Consider the following 14,427-nt stretch of genomic DNA (forward strand, 5'->3'; position numbering starts at 1 on the left):
TTTCCCACGTCAGCGCTCCGGAACGAGGAGTACCTTCACCGGAGAGAGGTGGTGGCCCCCATGCTCGGCTCCGCGGATCTGGTCGCCTTCGCACCGTCGACCGACCTCGAGCGTTCACGTGCCTTCTACACGGATGTCGCCGGGCTCGAGTTCATCGAGCAGACCCCCTTCGCGTGCGTGTTCCGCAGTGGCGCGACCATGCTGCGCGTCACCGCCGTCGCCGGATTCACGCCGCAGCCGTTCACGGTGCTCGGCTGGGCGGTCGCCGACATCCGGGCTGCGGTGGCCGAGCTGCGTGGCCGTGGCGTGGAGTTCCTCACCTTCGACACGCTGCCACAGGACACCGACAAAATCTGGACCACGCCGGGCGGCCGGATCGCGTGGTTCACCGATCCGGACGGCAACATTCTGTCCCTGACCGAGTTCACTGGTAATTAAACAACAGTGTTGATTTAATGCGTCCATGACCGAAGTCGACCGCCTCGCCCAGCTCGCCGAGCAGGAGGAACGCCTCCAGTTCACGAAGTTCGACAACGAGACCGCCCTCGCCCTCGGCCAGCAGATGCTGACGATCGCCCGGGACCGCGGGCTCGCCGTGACGATCTCGATCCGGCGCAACGGCCAGCGGCTCTTCCACGCCGCACTGCCCGGAACCTCGGCCGACAACGACGCCTGGATCGACCGCAAGAGCCGCGTCGTCGACCGCTACGGGCACAGCTCGTTCCTGATCGGCACGCAGTTCCGCGCGAAGGGCGGCTCGTTCGAGGAGCACTCCCGCCTCGACCTGGACCTCTACGCGGCCCACGGCGGCGTGTTCCCGGTGCTGGTGCGCGGAGTCGGACCGGTCGGCACGGTCGGTGTGTCCGGGCTCCCGCAGGCCGAGGACCACGCCTTCGTCGTCGAGCAGCTGGAGTGGTTCCTGGAGGCCTGAAAAGGGCTGGCGGCCGCTGCTACCGTCGGTTCCATGAAGCGCGCTGCACTGACGACGACGCCGGAGAGTGTCCCGGCGCGCTGAACGACGTTCGAGCCCGGGGCGGGTGCCCCGGGCTTCGTCTTGTGGTCTCCCGCCTCGCCGTCCACGAGGGAGTCCACCATGCACGACCACCGCAAGCTCGGCCGCGAACTCGGCCTGTTCGGCACCGACCCGCTGATCGGCGCCGGCCTGCCCTACTGGCTGCCCGACGGCGCGATCATCCGCCACAGCCTCGAGGAGTACGTCCACGACCTCGAACGCCGCGCGGGGTACCGGCACGTCCATTCGCCGGCGCTCGGCAAACGCGAGCTGTACGAGATCTCCGGGCACTGGTCGCACTACCGCGACGACATGTACCCGCCGATGGACGTCGGCGGCGAGCAGCTCGTGCTGCGGCCGAGCCTGTGCCCGCACCACGCGCTGATCTACCGTTCGCGCGGCCGCAGCCACCGCGAGCTGCCGCTGCGGATGGCCGAGATCGGCGGGATGTACCGCGCCGAGCTGTCCGGTGTGCTCGGCGGGCTGAGCCGGGTGCGCGCGATCCAGCTCAACGACGCGCACATCTTCTGCACCCCCGACCAGGTCGAAGCCGAGGCGAGCGCCGCGCTGGCCCTGATCCGGCGGGCGTACGACGCACTCGGCATCAGCCCGGCGCGCTACCGGCTTTCCCTGCCCGGTCCGGGCGGGAAGTACGTGCCCGGCGACTGGGCGGCCGCGGTGGAGCTCCTGCGTGCGGCCCTCGGCGACCTCCCGTACGACGCGGTCGAGGGCGAAGCGGCGTTCTACGGACCGAAGATCGACGTCCAGATCGCCGACGGAGCGGGCCGCGAATCGACCCTGTCCACCGTCCAGGTCGACTTCCACCAGCCCGCGCGGTTCGGCCTCGAGTACGTCGGCGCGGACGGCGCGAAGCACCGGCCGGTGCTGGTGCACCGGAGCATCATCGGCAGCGTCGAACGCGCGGTGGCCCAGCTGATCGAGGTCCACGGCGGCGCGTTCCCGGCCTGGCTGGCGCCGGTGCAGCTGCGGCTGCTGCCGGTGTCCGCCGCCGAAGTGCCGTACGCACGGGAGGTCCTGGACCGGTGCGGTGAGGTGCGGGCGGAGATCGCGTCGGAAGGCAGCCTCGGCGCGCGGATCCGGGACGGGCGGCTGGTGCCGTTCCAGGCGGTGGTCGGGCCGCAGGAGGTCGCCGCGGGGCAGCTTTCCGTGCGGTTGCGCGACGGACGCCGTCTGGACGCGGCGCCTGCGGCGGAGGTGCTGGCGCGGATCGGGGCTGAGGTCAGACGGCCGTAGCGGCGGTCAGCCGGAGCCTCTCCGGGCTGCCCGGTGCAGGTCAGGCGACCGTAGCCGCCGCCTGCCGCACGACACTCTCCGGCGAAAGTCAGGAAGCCGTAGCCGCGGCCAGCCAGTCGAGCGCCGGCGCCAAGCTCTCCGGGGCCGCCCAGCCGTTGATCACCGCGAGCAGCTCCAGGTACCGCTCGCGGCGGGGATCGTGGACGGCGCCGAGCCAGTTCCGCAGCTCGGCGGGGTCGCGGCCGAGTGCGTCGACGATCGCCGCCGCCTGCGGGGAACCCGGGTCGACTCCGGCCGCCAGTGCCGGCGTGACGGCGGCGCGCACCTCGGCGGCCAGGTCACGGCGCAGGCCGCCGCCATGCCGGTCCGCGAGCCGGCGCACGAGAGCGCGGAAGCCGGCGTCCTGAGTCAGCTCGGCCAGCTCGATCCAGGCGTCGAGCTGGCCGGGGCTCGGGTCCTCAGGGAGTTCCGGGGTCAGCGTGCGGGCGATCCCGGCGAGCTCGGGACGGTCGCCCAGCGCGTCGGCGAGGAAGTCGCCGATCAGGCGCCGGCGCTCCACTTCGGACAGTCGGGCCAGCTGGTGCACGAGTTTCGTCTCCTCGGTGGTCGAGCCGCGGGCGGCGATGGCCGTCCACACCGCCTGCCGCAGGCGCAGCACGCGGATCTCCGTTTCCAGGGCCGCGGCGTGCCTCGCCGCGACGTCGGCGACGGTCGCTTCGCCGTCGACGATCCGGCGGATCGCGGCGAGGCCGAGCCCCAGTTCGCGGAGCGTGCGGACGAGGACGAGGCGGCGGAGCGCGGCCTCGTCGTATTGGCGGTGACCTGCGGTGTTGCGGCCGGACGGCGGCACGAGGCCGTGGTCGGAGTAGTAGCGCACGGCCTTGATCGTCAGCCCGGTCCGGCGGGCCAGGTCGCCGATCGAATAGCGCATGCCGTCAGCGTGGCACCTCCCCTCGGGGGAGGCGCAAGGCTCAGGTTCGCCCGATCGTGTCGATCATGCGTTCGACTTTTCGCGGTAAAGTCGAACGCATGAGCGAACGGACTAGGTCTCCTCCCGGATCCGGGTCACCAGCTGGGTCGGGTTCACGAACCGCAGCGCGACAAGAAGGAGCACGAGCATGGACGCGGTGTAGATGGTCGCCATGGCGTCGACGGACTGGTTGGCGCGGATCCCCGCGGCGAACACGGAGTTGTAGAGCGCCACCACGAGGGTCGTCGAGTCCGGGCCGGCGGTGAGGAACGTCAGCTCGAACATGCCGACCGTGCGCACCAGCACCAGGATCGACGCGGCCAGGATGCCCGGCAGCAGCAGCGGGCCGAGGATGCGGGTGAACACCGAGACGGTCCGCGCGCCGGACATGCGGGCCGCGGCCTCGATCTTCGGGTCGATCTGCTCGATGAACGGCGTCATCGTCAGCACGACGAACGGCACCGACGGCACGAGGTTGGCCAGGATGACGCCGGTGATCGTGCCGGCCAGGTGGAACTTGTACAGCACGGTGGCCAGCGGGATGCCGTAGGTGATCGGAGGGATCAGGATCGGCAGCACGAACAGCAGCATCACCAGGCGCTTGCCGGGGAACGAGCGGCGGGCCAGCGCGTAGGCGGCCGGGACGCCGACCGCCACCGACACGGCGATCACCACGAGCGCGACGATCGCCGTCGTGAGGAGGACGTCCGACAGGCCGAACTCGCGCCAGGCGTCGGCGTACCAGTGGGTGGTGAAGCCGTCCGGGAGCCAGGTGCCGAACCACTGCGTGCCGAACGAGTCGACGACCACCGAGAGCACCACACCCGCGAGGTTGACGAAGAAGAACGCGACGATCGCCCAGACGACCCAACGTCCGGGACGCGTGACCCAGCCGGTCATCCCTTGCCTCCGGTCGCTCCGCGGTACAGCGTGCCGCGCCACGCCATGACCAGGCCGATCACGATCAGCATGACCACCGCCATGAGCATCGCGACGGCCGAGCCCATCGAGTAGTCGTACTCCTCGAACGCGGCGTGGTAGGCGGCGATCGAGATGACGCGGGTTTCGTTCGCGGGGTCGCCGACGAGTTGCGCGCTCGGGAAGACCGAGAACGCCATCACGAACGAGAGGCAGAAGGTGATCGCCAGGCCAGGGGCCAGCAGAGGCAGCGTGATCCGCCGGAAGCGCTGGACGCCGTTGGCGCCGAGCGTCGCGGCCGCCTTCTCCAGAGAGGGGTCGATGCCCGAGAGATAGGACAACGTCAGCAGGAAGGAGAACGGGAAGCCGGTGATCACCAGGGAGAGCAGCACGCCGGTGTAGTTGTGGATCAGCGGCAGCGGCTCATCGGTCACGCCGAGGACGGTGAGCACCTTGTTCAGCCAGCCCGCCGGCCCGCCGTACATGATCAGGCCCTGCGCGGTGAGCACCGTGCCGAGCGTGATCGGCACGACCAGGATCGTGGTCAGGAGGCGCTTGCCGCGGACGCGGCCGCGCATCACGTAGGCGATCGGGATGCTGGCGAGCACGTTGATGAACGTCGCGGGCAGCGCGATGCCGAGCGTCGTCCAGATGGTGTCGCGCAGGTAGGGGTCGCCGAAGAACCGCGCGTAGTTCGCGAAGACCCCGCCCTTGCGCGGTGCGAACGACAGCTGGAGACCGTAGAGGAAGGGGTACAGGAACAGGCAGGCCGTCACCAGCAGGCCGGGCACCAGGAGCAGCAGGGTGCGATCGATGCCGCGTTCGGCAAGGCGGTGCCGCAGCGCCGGTCGCGCGGTGGCCACGGCGGTCATGGCGCGAACACCAAGACCCGCTCGGCCGGGACGCTGATCTTCGCCGTGTCACCGGGGGCGAGGCGCTTGTCCGTCCGGAAGTAGACCGGCACCCCGGTCCCCAGCCGGGCGGAGACCGACAGCTCGCGGCCGTGGTACTCGACGATCTCGACCGTGACGTCGAGGGCGTTCTCCGTTCCGTCGCCGACCACGAAGTCCTCCGGGCGGATCGCCACCTTCGCCGGGCCCTCGGCGAGCGAGCCGCGGCCGGTGAGGCGGACTCCCACGCCCTCCACGGTGATCGAGGTGCCGGCGGTTCCGGTCACCGTCAGGTCCAGGAGGTTGCGGTAGCCCATGAAGGACGCGACGTAGCTGTTCACCGGCTGCGCGTACACCTCCTCGGGCGTGCCGATCTGCTGGACCGCGCCCTCCCGCAACACCACCAGGCGGTCGGCCAGCGACAGGGCCTCCTCCTGGTCGTGGGTGACGTACACCGTGGTCAGGCCGAGCGTCTGGTGGAGGCGGCGGATCTCCATCCGCATCTCGAGCCGGAGCTTGGCGTCCAAATTGGACAGCGGCTCGTCCATCAGGACGACCGGGGGCTCCAGCACGACGGCGCGGGCGATGGCGACGCGTTGCTGTTGCCCGCCGGAAAGCTGCGCGGGGAACTTCGCCGCGTGCTCGGTCAGCTGCACCAGGCGGAGCGCTTCGTCGACCCTTCGCCGGGCCTCGGCGCGGCCGACCTTGCGCATCTTGAGGCCGAAGCCGACGTTCGCGCGGACGGACATGTGCGGGAACAGGGCGTAGTTCTGGAACACCATCCCGAACCCGCGCTGTTCCGGCGGCTGCCCGTCGATGCGGGTGTCGTCGAGCCAGATGCTGCCCGCGGTCAGGGGCAGCAGGCCGGCCAGGCAGTTCAGCGCCGTCGACTTGCCGCAGCCGGACGGCCCGAGCAGGGCCACGAACTCGCCGTGGGTGATGGCGAGGTCGAGGCCGCGCAGGGCGTTCGCGGTGCCGAAGCTGCGCGAGACGCCGTCCAGCCGCAGCTGCCCGAACGTCACTTCTTGCCGACCTTCGAGCCGCCGACCAGCTGGTTCCACTTGTCGAACGCCTTGACCTGCTGCTCAGCGGGCAGGGACGTCTCCTTGGGGTACTGGGCGATCCACTGGTCGTACTCCGGACGCCCGAACTGCTTGATGGTGTCCTGGCTCTTCTGCGGCGCCATCTGCAGCGTGACGTCCTTGACCGCGGGACCGGGGTAGAAGTACCCGTCGTCGTAGGCGATCGCCTGCTGGTCCGGCTTGAGCATCCACGCGATCAGCTGCAGGATCGCCGACTCCTGGTCGGGCGAAAGCCCCTTGGGGATGAGGGCGTACTGGGCGTCGGTGACCCAGTGCATCGGCTGCATCATCGCCGTCTTCACGGTGTTGGGCACCGTACCGAGCTTGCGCGGGTTGAGATCCCAGCCGGTCATCGACGTGACCATGTCCACCGAGCCGGACGCCAGGTTCTTCATCGTCTCGGTCGTGCCGGACGGGTAGTACTTCACGTACTTGCCCAGTTCCTGCAGGAACGCCCAGGTCTTGTCCCAGCCCTTGTCCGGGTCCTTCGGGTCCTTGTCGCCGAGCAGGTACGGCAGACCCATCAGGAACGTCCGGCCGGGGCCGGAGTTCGACGGCTGCGCGTACTGGAACCGTTCCGGATGCGCCTTCGCCCAGTCGAGCAGCTCTTGCGGGGAAGCGGGCGCGGCGGGCACGGCAGCGGGGTTGAACTCCAGCAGCGGGCCGGCCGGAGAGTAGACGAGCTCGATGCCGTAACCGTTGGCCAGCTCCTGCATCTTCGCCGCGGGTTCCTGGTAGTTCTGCACCAGGTTCGGGAACCGGCCGGAGAAGTCCGGGAGGATCTTGGCGAGGGTGCCGTTGGCGATGCCGGCGGAGAGGCCGTCCGTACCGCTCAGCACCAGGTGGGTCTGGGCGACGCCGCCGTCCTGCTCGGCTTTCAGCTTGCCCGCCATGCTCGGCGCGGGCGCCGTCGAATAGGTGACCTTCGCGAGGACTTCCGGGTGCGCGGTCTTGAAGTTCTCGATCATCTGCTTGGTCAGCTGCAGGTTGCCCGCGACGTCGAGGATGTTCAGCTCGACCGGCTTGCCCGGCTTGTCGGGCACGGCTTGGGGATTTGCCGCCTGGCCGCCGTCGCCGCCGGGTGCGCCACAGGCCACCAGACCGGCGGCGAGGCTCACCGCCAGCAACACTCGTCGGAATCGGAAGCCGGTGCAACGGTGCATGGCTGCTCCCTAGGTCCGTGATAATGTTGTATGTCGCATCGTATATCAGATCGGACATGCCAGTGGCGAGCACTTCTTCGGCCCGGAGGCCGCCGCCGCCCGTCTCGCGGACCGATTTCGTCCGCGACGCGATCAAAGAAGCGATCTTGAGCGGGGAGTTCGGGCCGGGGGAAACGCTCGTCGAAGCCGAGGTCGGCGCCCTGCTCGGGGTGTCGAAGACGCCGGTGCGCGAGGCGCTCCGGATCCTGGCCGGTTCCGGTTTGGTCACGATGAGCACGTACAAGGGGGCGGCGGTCCGGGTCATGGACGCCGAGAGCGCGTACGCGGTGTACGACCTGCGCGCGCTGCTGGAGCCCGAAGCGGTCCGGCGGGCCGTCGAGCGGGGTGCGGATTTCGGCGACGCGCGGCAGGTGCTGGCCGGCGTCGAGACCGGCACGGCGGCCGGCGACCGGGCGAAGGCCAGCCTGACCAACCGGCTGTTCCACCGCGCGCTCTACGCCGGGTGCGGCAACCCGCTGCTGGTCGAAGTCCTGGACGGGCTGCGAGACCAGGCCGCGCTGATCACCGTCACCGGCTGGGGCATCAGCCCCACCTGGCAGGGCGAAGCGGCCGAACACCGGGCGATCCTGAACGCCGCCGAGAGCGGCAACGCCCGGCAGACCGAACACCTGCTGCGCAAGCACATCACCGATTTCATCGACCGGGTCGCCTTCGGGCTGCCCGGCGAACGCACCACCGAGACCGGCGATCCGAAGGGGGCCCGATGACGTTCGAGGAGCAGAGGCGGCGGCTGTCCGGGGTGGTGGCCATCCCGGTCACGCCGTTCGACGCCGAGGGCGCCGTCGACGGCCAGACGTACGCGAAGCTGGTGGACCGGCTGATCACCGGCGGCATCGAGGTCGTGACGCCGAACGGCAACACCGGCGAGTTCTACGCGCTCGACGCGGACGAAGCGCGGCAGTGCCTGGAGGTCACCGTCGAGGCCGCGGCGGGCCGGGCGAGCGTGCTCGCCGGGATCGGCCACGACGTCGCGTCGGCGACGCGGGCCGCGGTGCACGCACGGGACGCCGGCGCCGACATGATCATGATCCACCAGCCGGTGCACCCGTACATCTCCGGCGACGGCTGGGTCGACTACCACGCGGCGATCGCCGCGGCGGTGCCGGAACTGGGCGTCGTGCTCTACGTCCGCAACCCGGCGATCGCCGGCGCGCAGCTGCGCGCGCTCGGCGAGGTGGCGCCGAACGTCATCGGCGTGAAGTACGCGGTGCCGGACCCGGTTCGCTTCGGCTCGGTCGCCCGGGACGCGGGCTTCGGCCGGTTCGTGTGGATCGCGGGGCTGGCGGAGCTCTCGGCACCCGGCTACTTCGCCGTCGGCGCCACCGGCTTCACGTCCGGGCTGGTGAACGTCGACCCGGCGATCTCCCTGGAGATGTTCCACGCACTATCCACAGTGGACTACCCGGCGGCGATGGCCGTCTGGGAGCGGATCCGGCCGTTCGAGGAACTCCGCGCCGCCAACGGGAACGCCAACAACGTCAGTGTGGTCAAAGATGCGCTCGGCCAGCTCGGCCTGTGCCGCCCGGACGTCCGCCCGCCGAGCCGGCTGCTGACCGGGGCCGAGCGGGCGCAGCTTTCCGGGCTGCTTTCGTCGTGGGGGCTCTCGTAAATGGCGGCTCGCCGGCGGGTCGGGGCTCGGCGAGGCCGAACCCCGGCTCGTCGACGAGCCACCGATGACAGGAGTTTCCCGGACACGAACCGCGTTGTAGCAACCTGATCGGGCGCCCCGGGCGTCACTCTGCGCGACTGCGGGCGGCTGCTCGCCGGTCGAATGGCCGGCACGGCTGCAAGACGAACGGGTTACGAACCCGGGGTTCAACTCCTGTTCCCCGGCCGGGCGAACCAGCCGGAAGGCCTCGGGTGTGGGGTAGATCACCGTCATCCCGATGTGGCCGACTGTACACCTCTTCGGTGATCAGCGGGGAATTGCCAACGGGAGCGCCGGGTGGGAGGCTGTGAACAGGACGCGGTACCACCGCGACCAGGCCCCAGTGCCCTTTCCCGAACCGGACCCAGACCCCGTCAGGGCTGGAAACCGTTGCTGGACAAGCCTTTACGACTTAGCCAGAGCGGTGCGTTGATGACTTCCACGCAAATTTCGGATACTCCTGCGATGCCCGGCAGCGATTTCGCCGAGTTGTCCCGGCTGATCAAGGACGCGGGCCTCCTCCGGCGTCGGCGCGCCTACTACGCGGCGCGGATCGGCCTCAACCTCGCCGCGTTCGGCGGCGGCTGGGTCGCCTTCGCCTACCTCGGCGACTCGTGGTGGCAGCTGTTCCTCGCCGCCTTCTTCGCGATGGTGTTCGCGCAGCTGGCGTTCATCGGCCACGACGCCGGGCACAAGCAGATCTTCCGCAGCCGCAAGGCGAACGACGCCACCGGCTTGGTCCACGGTGGACTCACCGGGTTGAGCTACGGCTGGTGGATCGGCACGCACGCGCGGCACCACGCCAATCCCAACAACGAAGACGAGGACCCGGACGTCGACATCGCCGCGCTCGCGTTCAGCAAGGCGCAGAGCTCGCGGAAGCGCGGTTTCCTGCGCTGGGTGGCGAAGTACCAGGCGTTCCTGTTCTTCCCGCTGCTCCTGCTCGAAGGCCTCAACCTGCACGTCTCGAGCGTGAAGGCGGTGTGGCGCGGGGATATCCGCAAGCACCGGCTGGAGTCGGCGCTGCTGATCGGACACCTGGTGGCCTACCTCGCCGCGGTGTTCGTCGTGCTGTCGCCGCTGACCGGGATCATCTTCGTCCTGGTGCACCAGTTCCTGTGGGGGCTGTACATGGGCTGTTCGTTCGCGCCCAACCACAAGGGCATGGAAATGCTGTCGGCCGGCCACAAGCTGGACTTCCTGCGCAAGCAGGTACTGACCTCGCGCAACATCCGCGGCGGACGGCTGACCGACTTCGCCCTCGGCGGGCTGAACTACCAGATCGAGCACCACTTGTTCCCGAGCATGGCACGGCCGAACCTGAAGCACGCCCAGGTGATCGTCCGCGACTTCTGCGTCCGGCACGACATCTCCTACGCCGAGTGCGGCTGGGCCCGCTCGTACGGGTACGTGCTGCAGCACCTCCACGCGGTGAGCGCACCCCTGCGGACCGCGAAGGTGACACTGTGACGGCGCCGATGCCCGACGCGCCGGAGGTGCCCCGCTCCGGCACGCAGTGCCCGAACTGCCCCCACCCGCTCGGCACACACGACGCGATCGCCCGCCGCTACTGCACCGCGACCGCGGCCGGCCAGGCAACCGACCGCGGCTGCGTGTGCGGGACCGCTCCTGGCAAAGCCCGCTGAAGCCCGAGCAGGTCAGGCCGCTGTGGCCGAAGTTACTCACGCGTTAACAAGGAGTAAGCGGACAAACCAACGCCGTCAGGACGGCGTTCACGGGTGATCTCCGGGCCCGTCCGCGGGAGTGTCCTGACGGGGTCCGATCCGCCGTGATGCCCGGAGGCACCCGTGACGCTCAGCGAGCTTCTTCCCAGCCTCGGCTGCGAAGCCGCCGATCACCTCGAGCCAGGAGTCTGGCCGCGAAGCACCCGACTCGGCGAAGACGGCGAACTGCTCTTCGCCGGCGCGCCCGTCAGCCACCTCGCCGCCCGCTTCGGGACGCCGTCCTACCTCATCGACGAACAGCAGGTCCGCGACACCGCGCGCGAGTACCGCGAAGCGCTGCCGGACGTCGAAGTCGCGTACGCAAGCAAGGCGCTCTGTACGCGGGCCGTACTGCGTTGGGTCGCCGAAGAGGGGTTGTCGCTCGACGCCTGCTCCGCGGGCGAGATCGCCGTCGCGCGCTCGGTCGGCTTCCCCGCGGAACGCATGCTGCTGCACGGCAACGCGAAGACGCCCGAGGACCTCAAGGCCGCGCTCGGCTACGGCGTCCGGCGGATCGTGGTCGACTCGCTCGACGAGATCGAGCAGCTCGGCGCGCTCGCCCACGGTGCTCAGCAGGTGATGATCCGGGTGACGCCGGGGGTCGCCGCCGGGGCGCACGCCGCCATCAGCACCGGCGCCGAAGGCCAGAAGTTCGGCTTCTCGCTCCTCGACGGCGTTCCCGACAACGTCGACGCCGCCGTCGCAGCCGTGCGAACACAACCCGGGTTGCGGCTCCAAGGCCTGCACTGCCACATCGGCTCGCAGGTGACCGGAATCGACCGGTACGAGGCGGCCGCGCGGCGGATGGCCGAAGTGCTCGTCCGGGTCCGCGACACCCACGGCGTCACGCTGCGGGAACTCGATCTCGGCGGCGGGCACGCGGTGCCGTACGTCGGCGGTGAGCCCGCGTTCGACCTCGGCGGCTACTCGCGGCGCCTGCGGGTGGCCCTCGCCTACGAATGCGCGGCGCACGGCTTTCCCCTGCCCCGCCTGACGATCGAGCCCGGCCGGGCGCTCGTCGGGCCGGCCGGGATCACGGTCTACCGGGTGTGCGCGGTCAAGCGCGGCAGCCGCACGTTCGTCGCGGTCGACGGCGGCATGAGCGACAACGCGCGGCCGTCCCTCTACGGCGCGCGGTACACGACACGCCTGGTCGGACGGCGGTCGAAGGCGAAGCGGGTCCCGATGACCGTGGTCGGCCGGCACTGCGAAGCGGGCGACGTCCTCGCCGACGGCATCAGCCTGCCCGCCGACCTGCACGCGGGCGACCTCCTGGCCGTGCCGTGCACCGGCGCGTACCACCACTCGCTGGCTTCGAACTACAACCAGGTCGGCCGTCCGCCGCTGGTCGGCGTGCGGGGCGGCGTCGCGACGCTGCTGGTGCGCCGCGAGACCGAAGAAGACCTCAGCCGACGCGATCTGGGCTAATGATGCTGTCGCCGCCGCGCGGCACGAACCCGCGCGGCAGGCGGCGGCCGGCGAAGAACTCCCGGCAGGCCCGGTGGACCGCGAACATCAGCGGCACCCCGAGCACGATCGACACCACGCCGATCACCGCGACGCCGCCGATGCCGAACACCGTCGTCTCGCCCGCGTCCGGCCGCGCGTACTCGATCAGCGCGAACACCAGCACGGCCAGGAAGAACACCCCGCCGGTGAACGGCAGCAGCCCGCGCAGCACGAAGTTGCGCACGCTCGCGAAGAGCGTCCGGCGGAACACCCAGACGCAGGCCAGCGCCGTCATCGTGTACTCGATGGCGATGGTCAGCCCGACCGCGTCGACCGAGTCGGCCAGCACGTTGTCGCTGATCAGGGCCAGCAGCACGTACCCGGCCAGCGAGACCAGCCCGAACGCCCAGGTCGCCACGGTGGGCGTCCGGAACCGCGGGTGCACCCGCCCGAAGACCCGCGGCAGGGCGCCGTGACTGGCCATCGACAACGTCGTGCGCGCCGCCGGCATGATCGTCGCCTGGCTGGTGGCCGCACCGCTGGTCAGCACGGAGACGATCAGCAGCACGCCCAGGACCTTGCCCGTCGTTCCGTCGCCGAACACCGCGCCGCCCAGCCCGGCCAGGACGTCCTCGGAGCCGGCCTCGTTCGCCAACCCGATTCCGTCCTCGCCCACCCCGGCGAAGGCCAGCGCGGCGACCGTCACGAGCAGGTAGTTCAGCACCAGCAACACCGTCGACAGCACGGCCGCGCGCCCCGGTGCGTGCCGCGGATCGGCCGACTCCTCGTTGACCGACAGCGAGCTTTCCCAGCCCCAGTAGATGAACACGGCCAGCAGCACCGCCGAAACCGCGGTGCCGGCCGAGACCCCGCCCGGCCACAGCCAGTCCAGCCGCGGCAGCGACGCCTGCGGCCCGGCCGTGCCTTCGAAGACGCGGACCAGCGCGACGACCGAGAAGAGCACCAGGACGGCGAGCTCCACCCCGAGCAGGATCCACTGCACCCGCGCGGACACCTCGATCCCGCGGTGGCAGAGCCAGCACAGCGCCAGCAGCCAGCCCGCGCCGATCGCCGTCGTCACCCACCGGTTGCCCGCCGCGTCGGAGGCACCGAACAGCAGCAGCGTGTACCGGCCGGTGAGCGCGGACTGGCTGCTCATCACCAGCAGCTGCGCGACCGTGACGACCCAGCCGGTGAACCACCCGGCGTGCGAGCCGAACGCGCGCGCCGCCCAGGTGAAGTTGGTGCCGCAGTCGGGTTCCGCGGTGTTCAGCTCGCGGAAGGCGAAGGCGACGAACAGCACGGGAACGAACGAGAGCAGCACGAACGCGGCCGCCTTGAACCCGGTGCCGGCCAGCACGATCAGCCCGAGCGTGGCCGCGATGGAGTACGCCGGCGCGGTCGACGACATCCCGATGACCATCGACGACACCATGCCCAGCGCGCCGCTGCGCAGTCCCTTCGCGGGAACGGCGGGGGCGGCACCGAACGCCACAGCCTCCGACATGCGTTGGTCCTCCTGGGGTTGCCGGGCACAACAGAGCCGCCAGACGGTACCCGGCGTGACCCGGTGTGCGCGTCCGGCTGTGCGCGGGCGCACAAAACCGCCTCGGAAAGCCTCGTCAGGTTCGCCTCTGGCCACCGATTCCTCGGCTGAGCGCAGCGTGCACGTCGAATCGCGCGAAGGTGGCGCGGAGGGCTCGCTTTCTCGGCTGGGGTCGATACGCTGCGCACTTGACAAATCACATGCCGAAACACAGGGAGGGACGGCATGGGTGACGAAACACGTGCGCGCGCGCTGGACAATACGGACAGATCACTGATCGACCTGCTGCAGAAAGATGGCCGGGCCTCGTTCACCGCGCTCGCCAAGGCGGTCGGGCTTTCGGAGGGAGCGGTCCGCCAGCGCGTGCAGCGGCTGCTGCGTGACGACCTGATGCAGATCGTCGCGGTGACCGACCCCGCCAACGTGGACCTGACGCGCCAGGCCATGGTCGGCATCAACGTCGACGGCGTCGATCCCCGCGAGGTCGCGGACAAGCTGTCCGAACTGACGAACGTGCACTACGTCGTGCTGTGCGCCGGGCGCTACGACCTGCTGGCCGAACTGGTCTGCCGGGACGACGACCACATGCTCGACGTGCTCGGCGAAGAGATCCGGAAGATCCCGGGTGTGTCCGGGACCGAGTTGTTCGTGTACCTGAAGCTGGCCAAGCAGAACTACTCCTGGGGCCGGCTCACGGCGTAGCGGTGCGGG

Annotated in this window: 15 protein-coding genes; 9 read left to right on the plus strand and 6 right to left on the minus strand. The window is 70.2% G+C overall.

All coding sequences use genetic code 11. From position 1 onward, the window contains the following. Window positions 1–60 precede the first annotated feature (60 nt). The 3 genes from ACLJQF_RS12480 to thrS all read left to right on the plus strand — a co-directional run bounded on the left by ACLJQF_RS12480 (window position 61) and on the right by thrS (window position 2,266). Window positions 61–438, plus strand: a complete 378-nt coding sequence (locus tag ACLJQF_RS12480; RefSeq protein WP_410608440.1) for a VOC family protein — start codon at window positions 61–63, stop codon at window positions 436–438. Window positions 439–463: 25 nt separating this feature from the next. Next, the gene (locus tag ACLJQF_RS12485; RefSeq protein ID WP_410608441.1) at window positions 464–931 is read left to right on the plus strand and encodes a heme-degrading domain-containing protein; all 468 of its coding nucleotides are present in this window, start codon (window positions 464–466) and stop codon (window positions 929–931) included. 123 nt (window positions 932–1,054) lie between these two features. Continuing rightward, window positions 1,055–2,266 carry a threonine--tRNA ligase gene (thrS, locus tag ACLJQF_RS12490; protein WP_410608442.1) on the plus strand — a complete coding sequence of 404 codons (1,212 nt, stop codon included), beginning with the start codon at window positions 1,055–1,057 and terminating at the stop codon, window positions 2,264–2,266. A gap of 88 nt (window positions 2,267–2,354) precedes the next feature. On the opposite strand, the gene ACLJQF_RS12495 is transcribed toward thrS, so the two are convergent. From ACLJQF_RS12495 to ACLJQF_RS12515, 5 genes are all read right to left on the minus strand, one after another. Further along, complete coding sequence (locus ACLJQF_RS12495) at window positions 2,355–3,197, minus strand: MerR family transcriptional regulator (RefSeq protein WP_410608443.1); 843 nt, start codon at window positions 3,195–3,197, stop codon at window positions 2,355–2,357. A 111-nt stretch (window positions 3,198–3,308) separates the two neighbouring features. After that, window positions 3,309–4,136 carry an ABC transporter permease gene (locus ACLJQF_RS12500; protein ID WP_410608444.1) on the minus strand — a complete coding sequence of 276 codons (828 nt, stop codon included), beginning with the start codon at window positions 4,134–4,136 and terminating at the stop codon, window positions 3,309–3,311. Next, a complete protein-coding gene (locus tag ACLJQF_RS12505; protein WP_410608445.1) occupies window positions 4,133–5,026 on the minus strand; it encodes an ABC transporter permease in 894 nt (297 codons plus the stop codon). The genes ACLJQF_RS12500 and ACLJQF_RS12505 overlap by 4 nt, the downstream gene beginning before the upstream one ends. Further along, complete coding sequence (locus ACLJQF_RS12510; RefSeq protein WP_410608446.1) at window positions 5,023–6,066, minus strand: ABC transporter ATP-binding protein; 1,044 nt, start codon at window positions 6,064–6,066, stop codon at window positions 5,023–5,025. Before ACLJQF_RS12510 ends, ACLJQF_RS12505 begins: the two co-directional genes overlap by 4 nt. Continuing rightward, the gene (locus ACLJQF_RS12515; RefSeq protein WP_410608447.1) at window positions 6,063–7,289 is read right to left on the minus strand and encodes an extracellular solute-binding protein; all 1,227 of its coding nucleotides are present in this window, start codon (window positions 7,287–7,289) and stop codon (window positions 6,063–6,065) included. The genes ACLJQF_RS12510 and ACLJQF_RS12515 overlap by 4 nt, the downstream gene beginning before the upstream one ends. Window positions 7,290–7,351: 62 nt before the next feature. Here ACLJQF_RS12515 and ACLJQF_RS12520 point away from each other — a divergent pair, with 62 nt between their 5' ends. From ACLJQF_RS12520 to lysA, 5 genes are all read left to right on the plus strand, one after another. Next, a complete protein-coding gene (locus ACLJQF_RS12520; protein ID WP_410609007.1) occupies window positions 7,352–8,056 on the plus strand; it encodes a GntR family transcriptional regulator in 705 nt (234 codons plus the stop codon). Further along, on the plus strand, window positions 8,053–8,958 hold the full coding sequence (locus ACLJQF_RS12525; RefSeq protein WP_410608448.1) for a dihydrodipicolinate synthase family protein: 906 nt from the start codon (window positions 8,053–8,055) through the stop codon (window positions 8,956–8,958). The genes ACLJQF_RS12520 and ACLJQF_RS12525 overlap by 4 nt, the downstream gene beginning before the upstream one ends. 504 nt (window positions 8,959–9,462) lie before the next feature. Further along, window positions 9,463–10,467: a fatty acid desaturase family protein gene (locus ACLJQF_RS12530; protein WP_410608449.1), complete on the plus strand. Its 1,005-nt coding sequence runs from the start codon at window positions 9,463–9,465 to the stop codon at window positions 10,465–10,467. After that, the gene (locus ACLJQF_RS12535) at window positions 10,464–10,643 is read left to right on the plus strand and encodes an RGCVC family protein (protein WP_410608450.1); all 180 of its coding nucleotides are present in this window, start codon (window positions 10,464–10,466) and stop codon (window positions 10,641–10,643) included. Before ACLJQF_RS12530 ends, ACLJQF_RS12535 begins: the two co-directional genes overlap by 4 nt. A gap of 162 nt (window positions 10,644–10,805) precedes the next feature. Beyond that, a complete protein-coding gene (gene lysA, locus ACLJQF_RS12540; RefSeq protein WP_410608451.1) occupies window positions 10,806–12,149 on the plus strand; it encodes a diaminopimelate decarboxylase in 1,344 nt (447 codons plus the stop codon). Here the strand turns inward: lysA and ACLJQF_RS12545 are convergent. Next, window positions 12,127–13,677: an APC family permease gene (locus tag ACLJQF_RS12545; RefSeq protein WP_410608452.1), complete on the minus strand. Its 1,551-nt coding sequence runs from the start codon at window positions 13,675–13,677 to the stop codon at window positions 12,127–12,129. The two genes, lysA and ACLJQF_RS12545, sit on opposite strands and share 23 nt — an antisense overlap. Window positions 13,678–13,941: 264 nt before the next feature. On the opposite strand from ACLJQF_RS12545, the gene ACLJQF_RS12550 reads away from it, so the two are divergent. Next, window positions 13,942–14,418 carry an Lrp/AsnC family transcriptional regulator gene (locus ACLJQF_RS12550; RefSeq protein ID WP_086845095.1) on the plus strand — a complete coding sequence of 159 codons (477 nt, stop codon included), beginning with the start codon at window positions 13,942–13,944 and terminating at the stop codon, window positions 14,416–14,418. Window positions 14,419–14,427: the final 9 nt, after the last annotated feature.

It is taken from the genome of Amycolatopsis sp. lyj-109 (assembly GCF_046548995.1).
In the GTDB taxonomy this organism is placed as follows: Bacteria; Actinomycetota; Actinomycetes; order Mycobacteriales; family Pseudonocardiaceae; genus Amycolatopsis.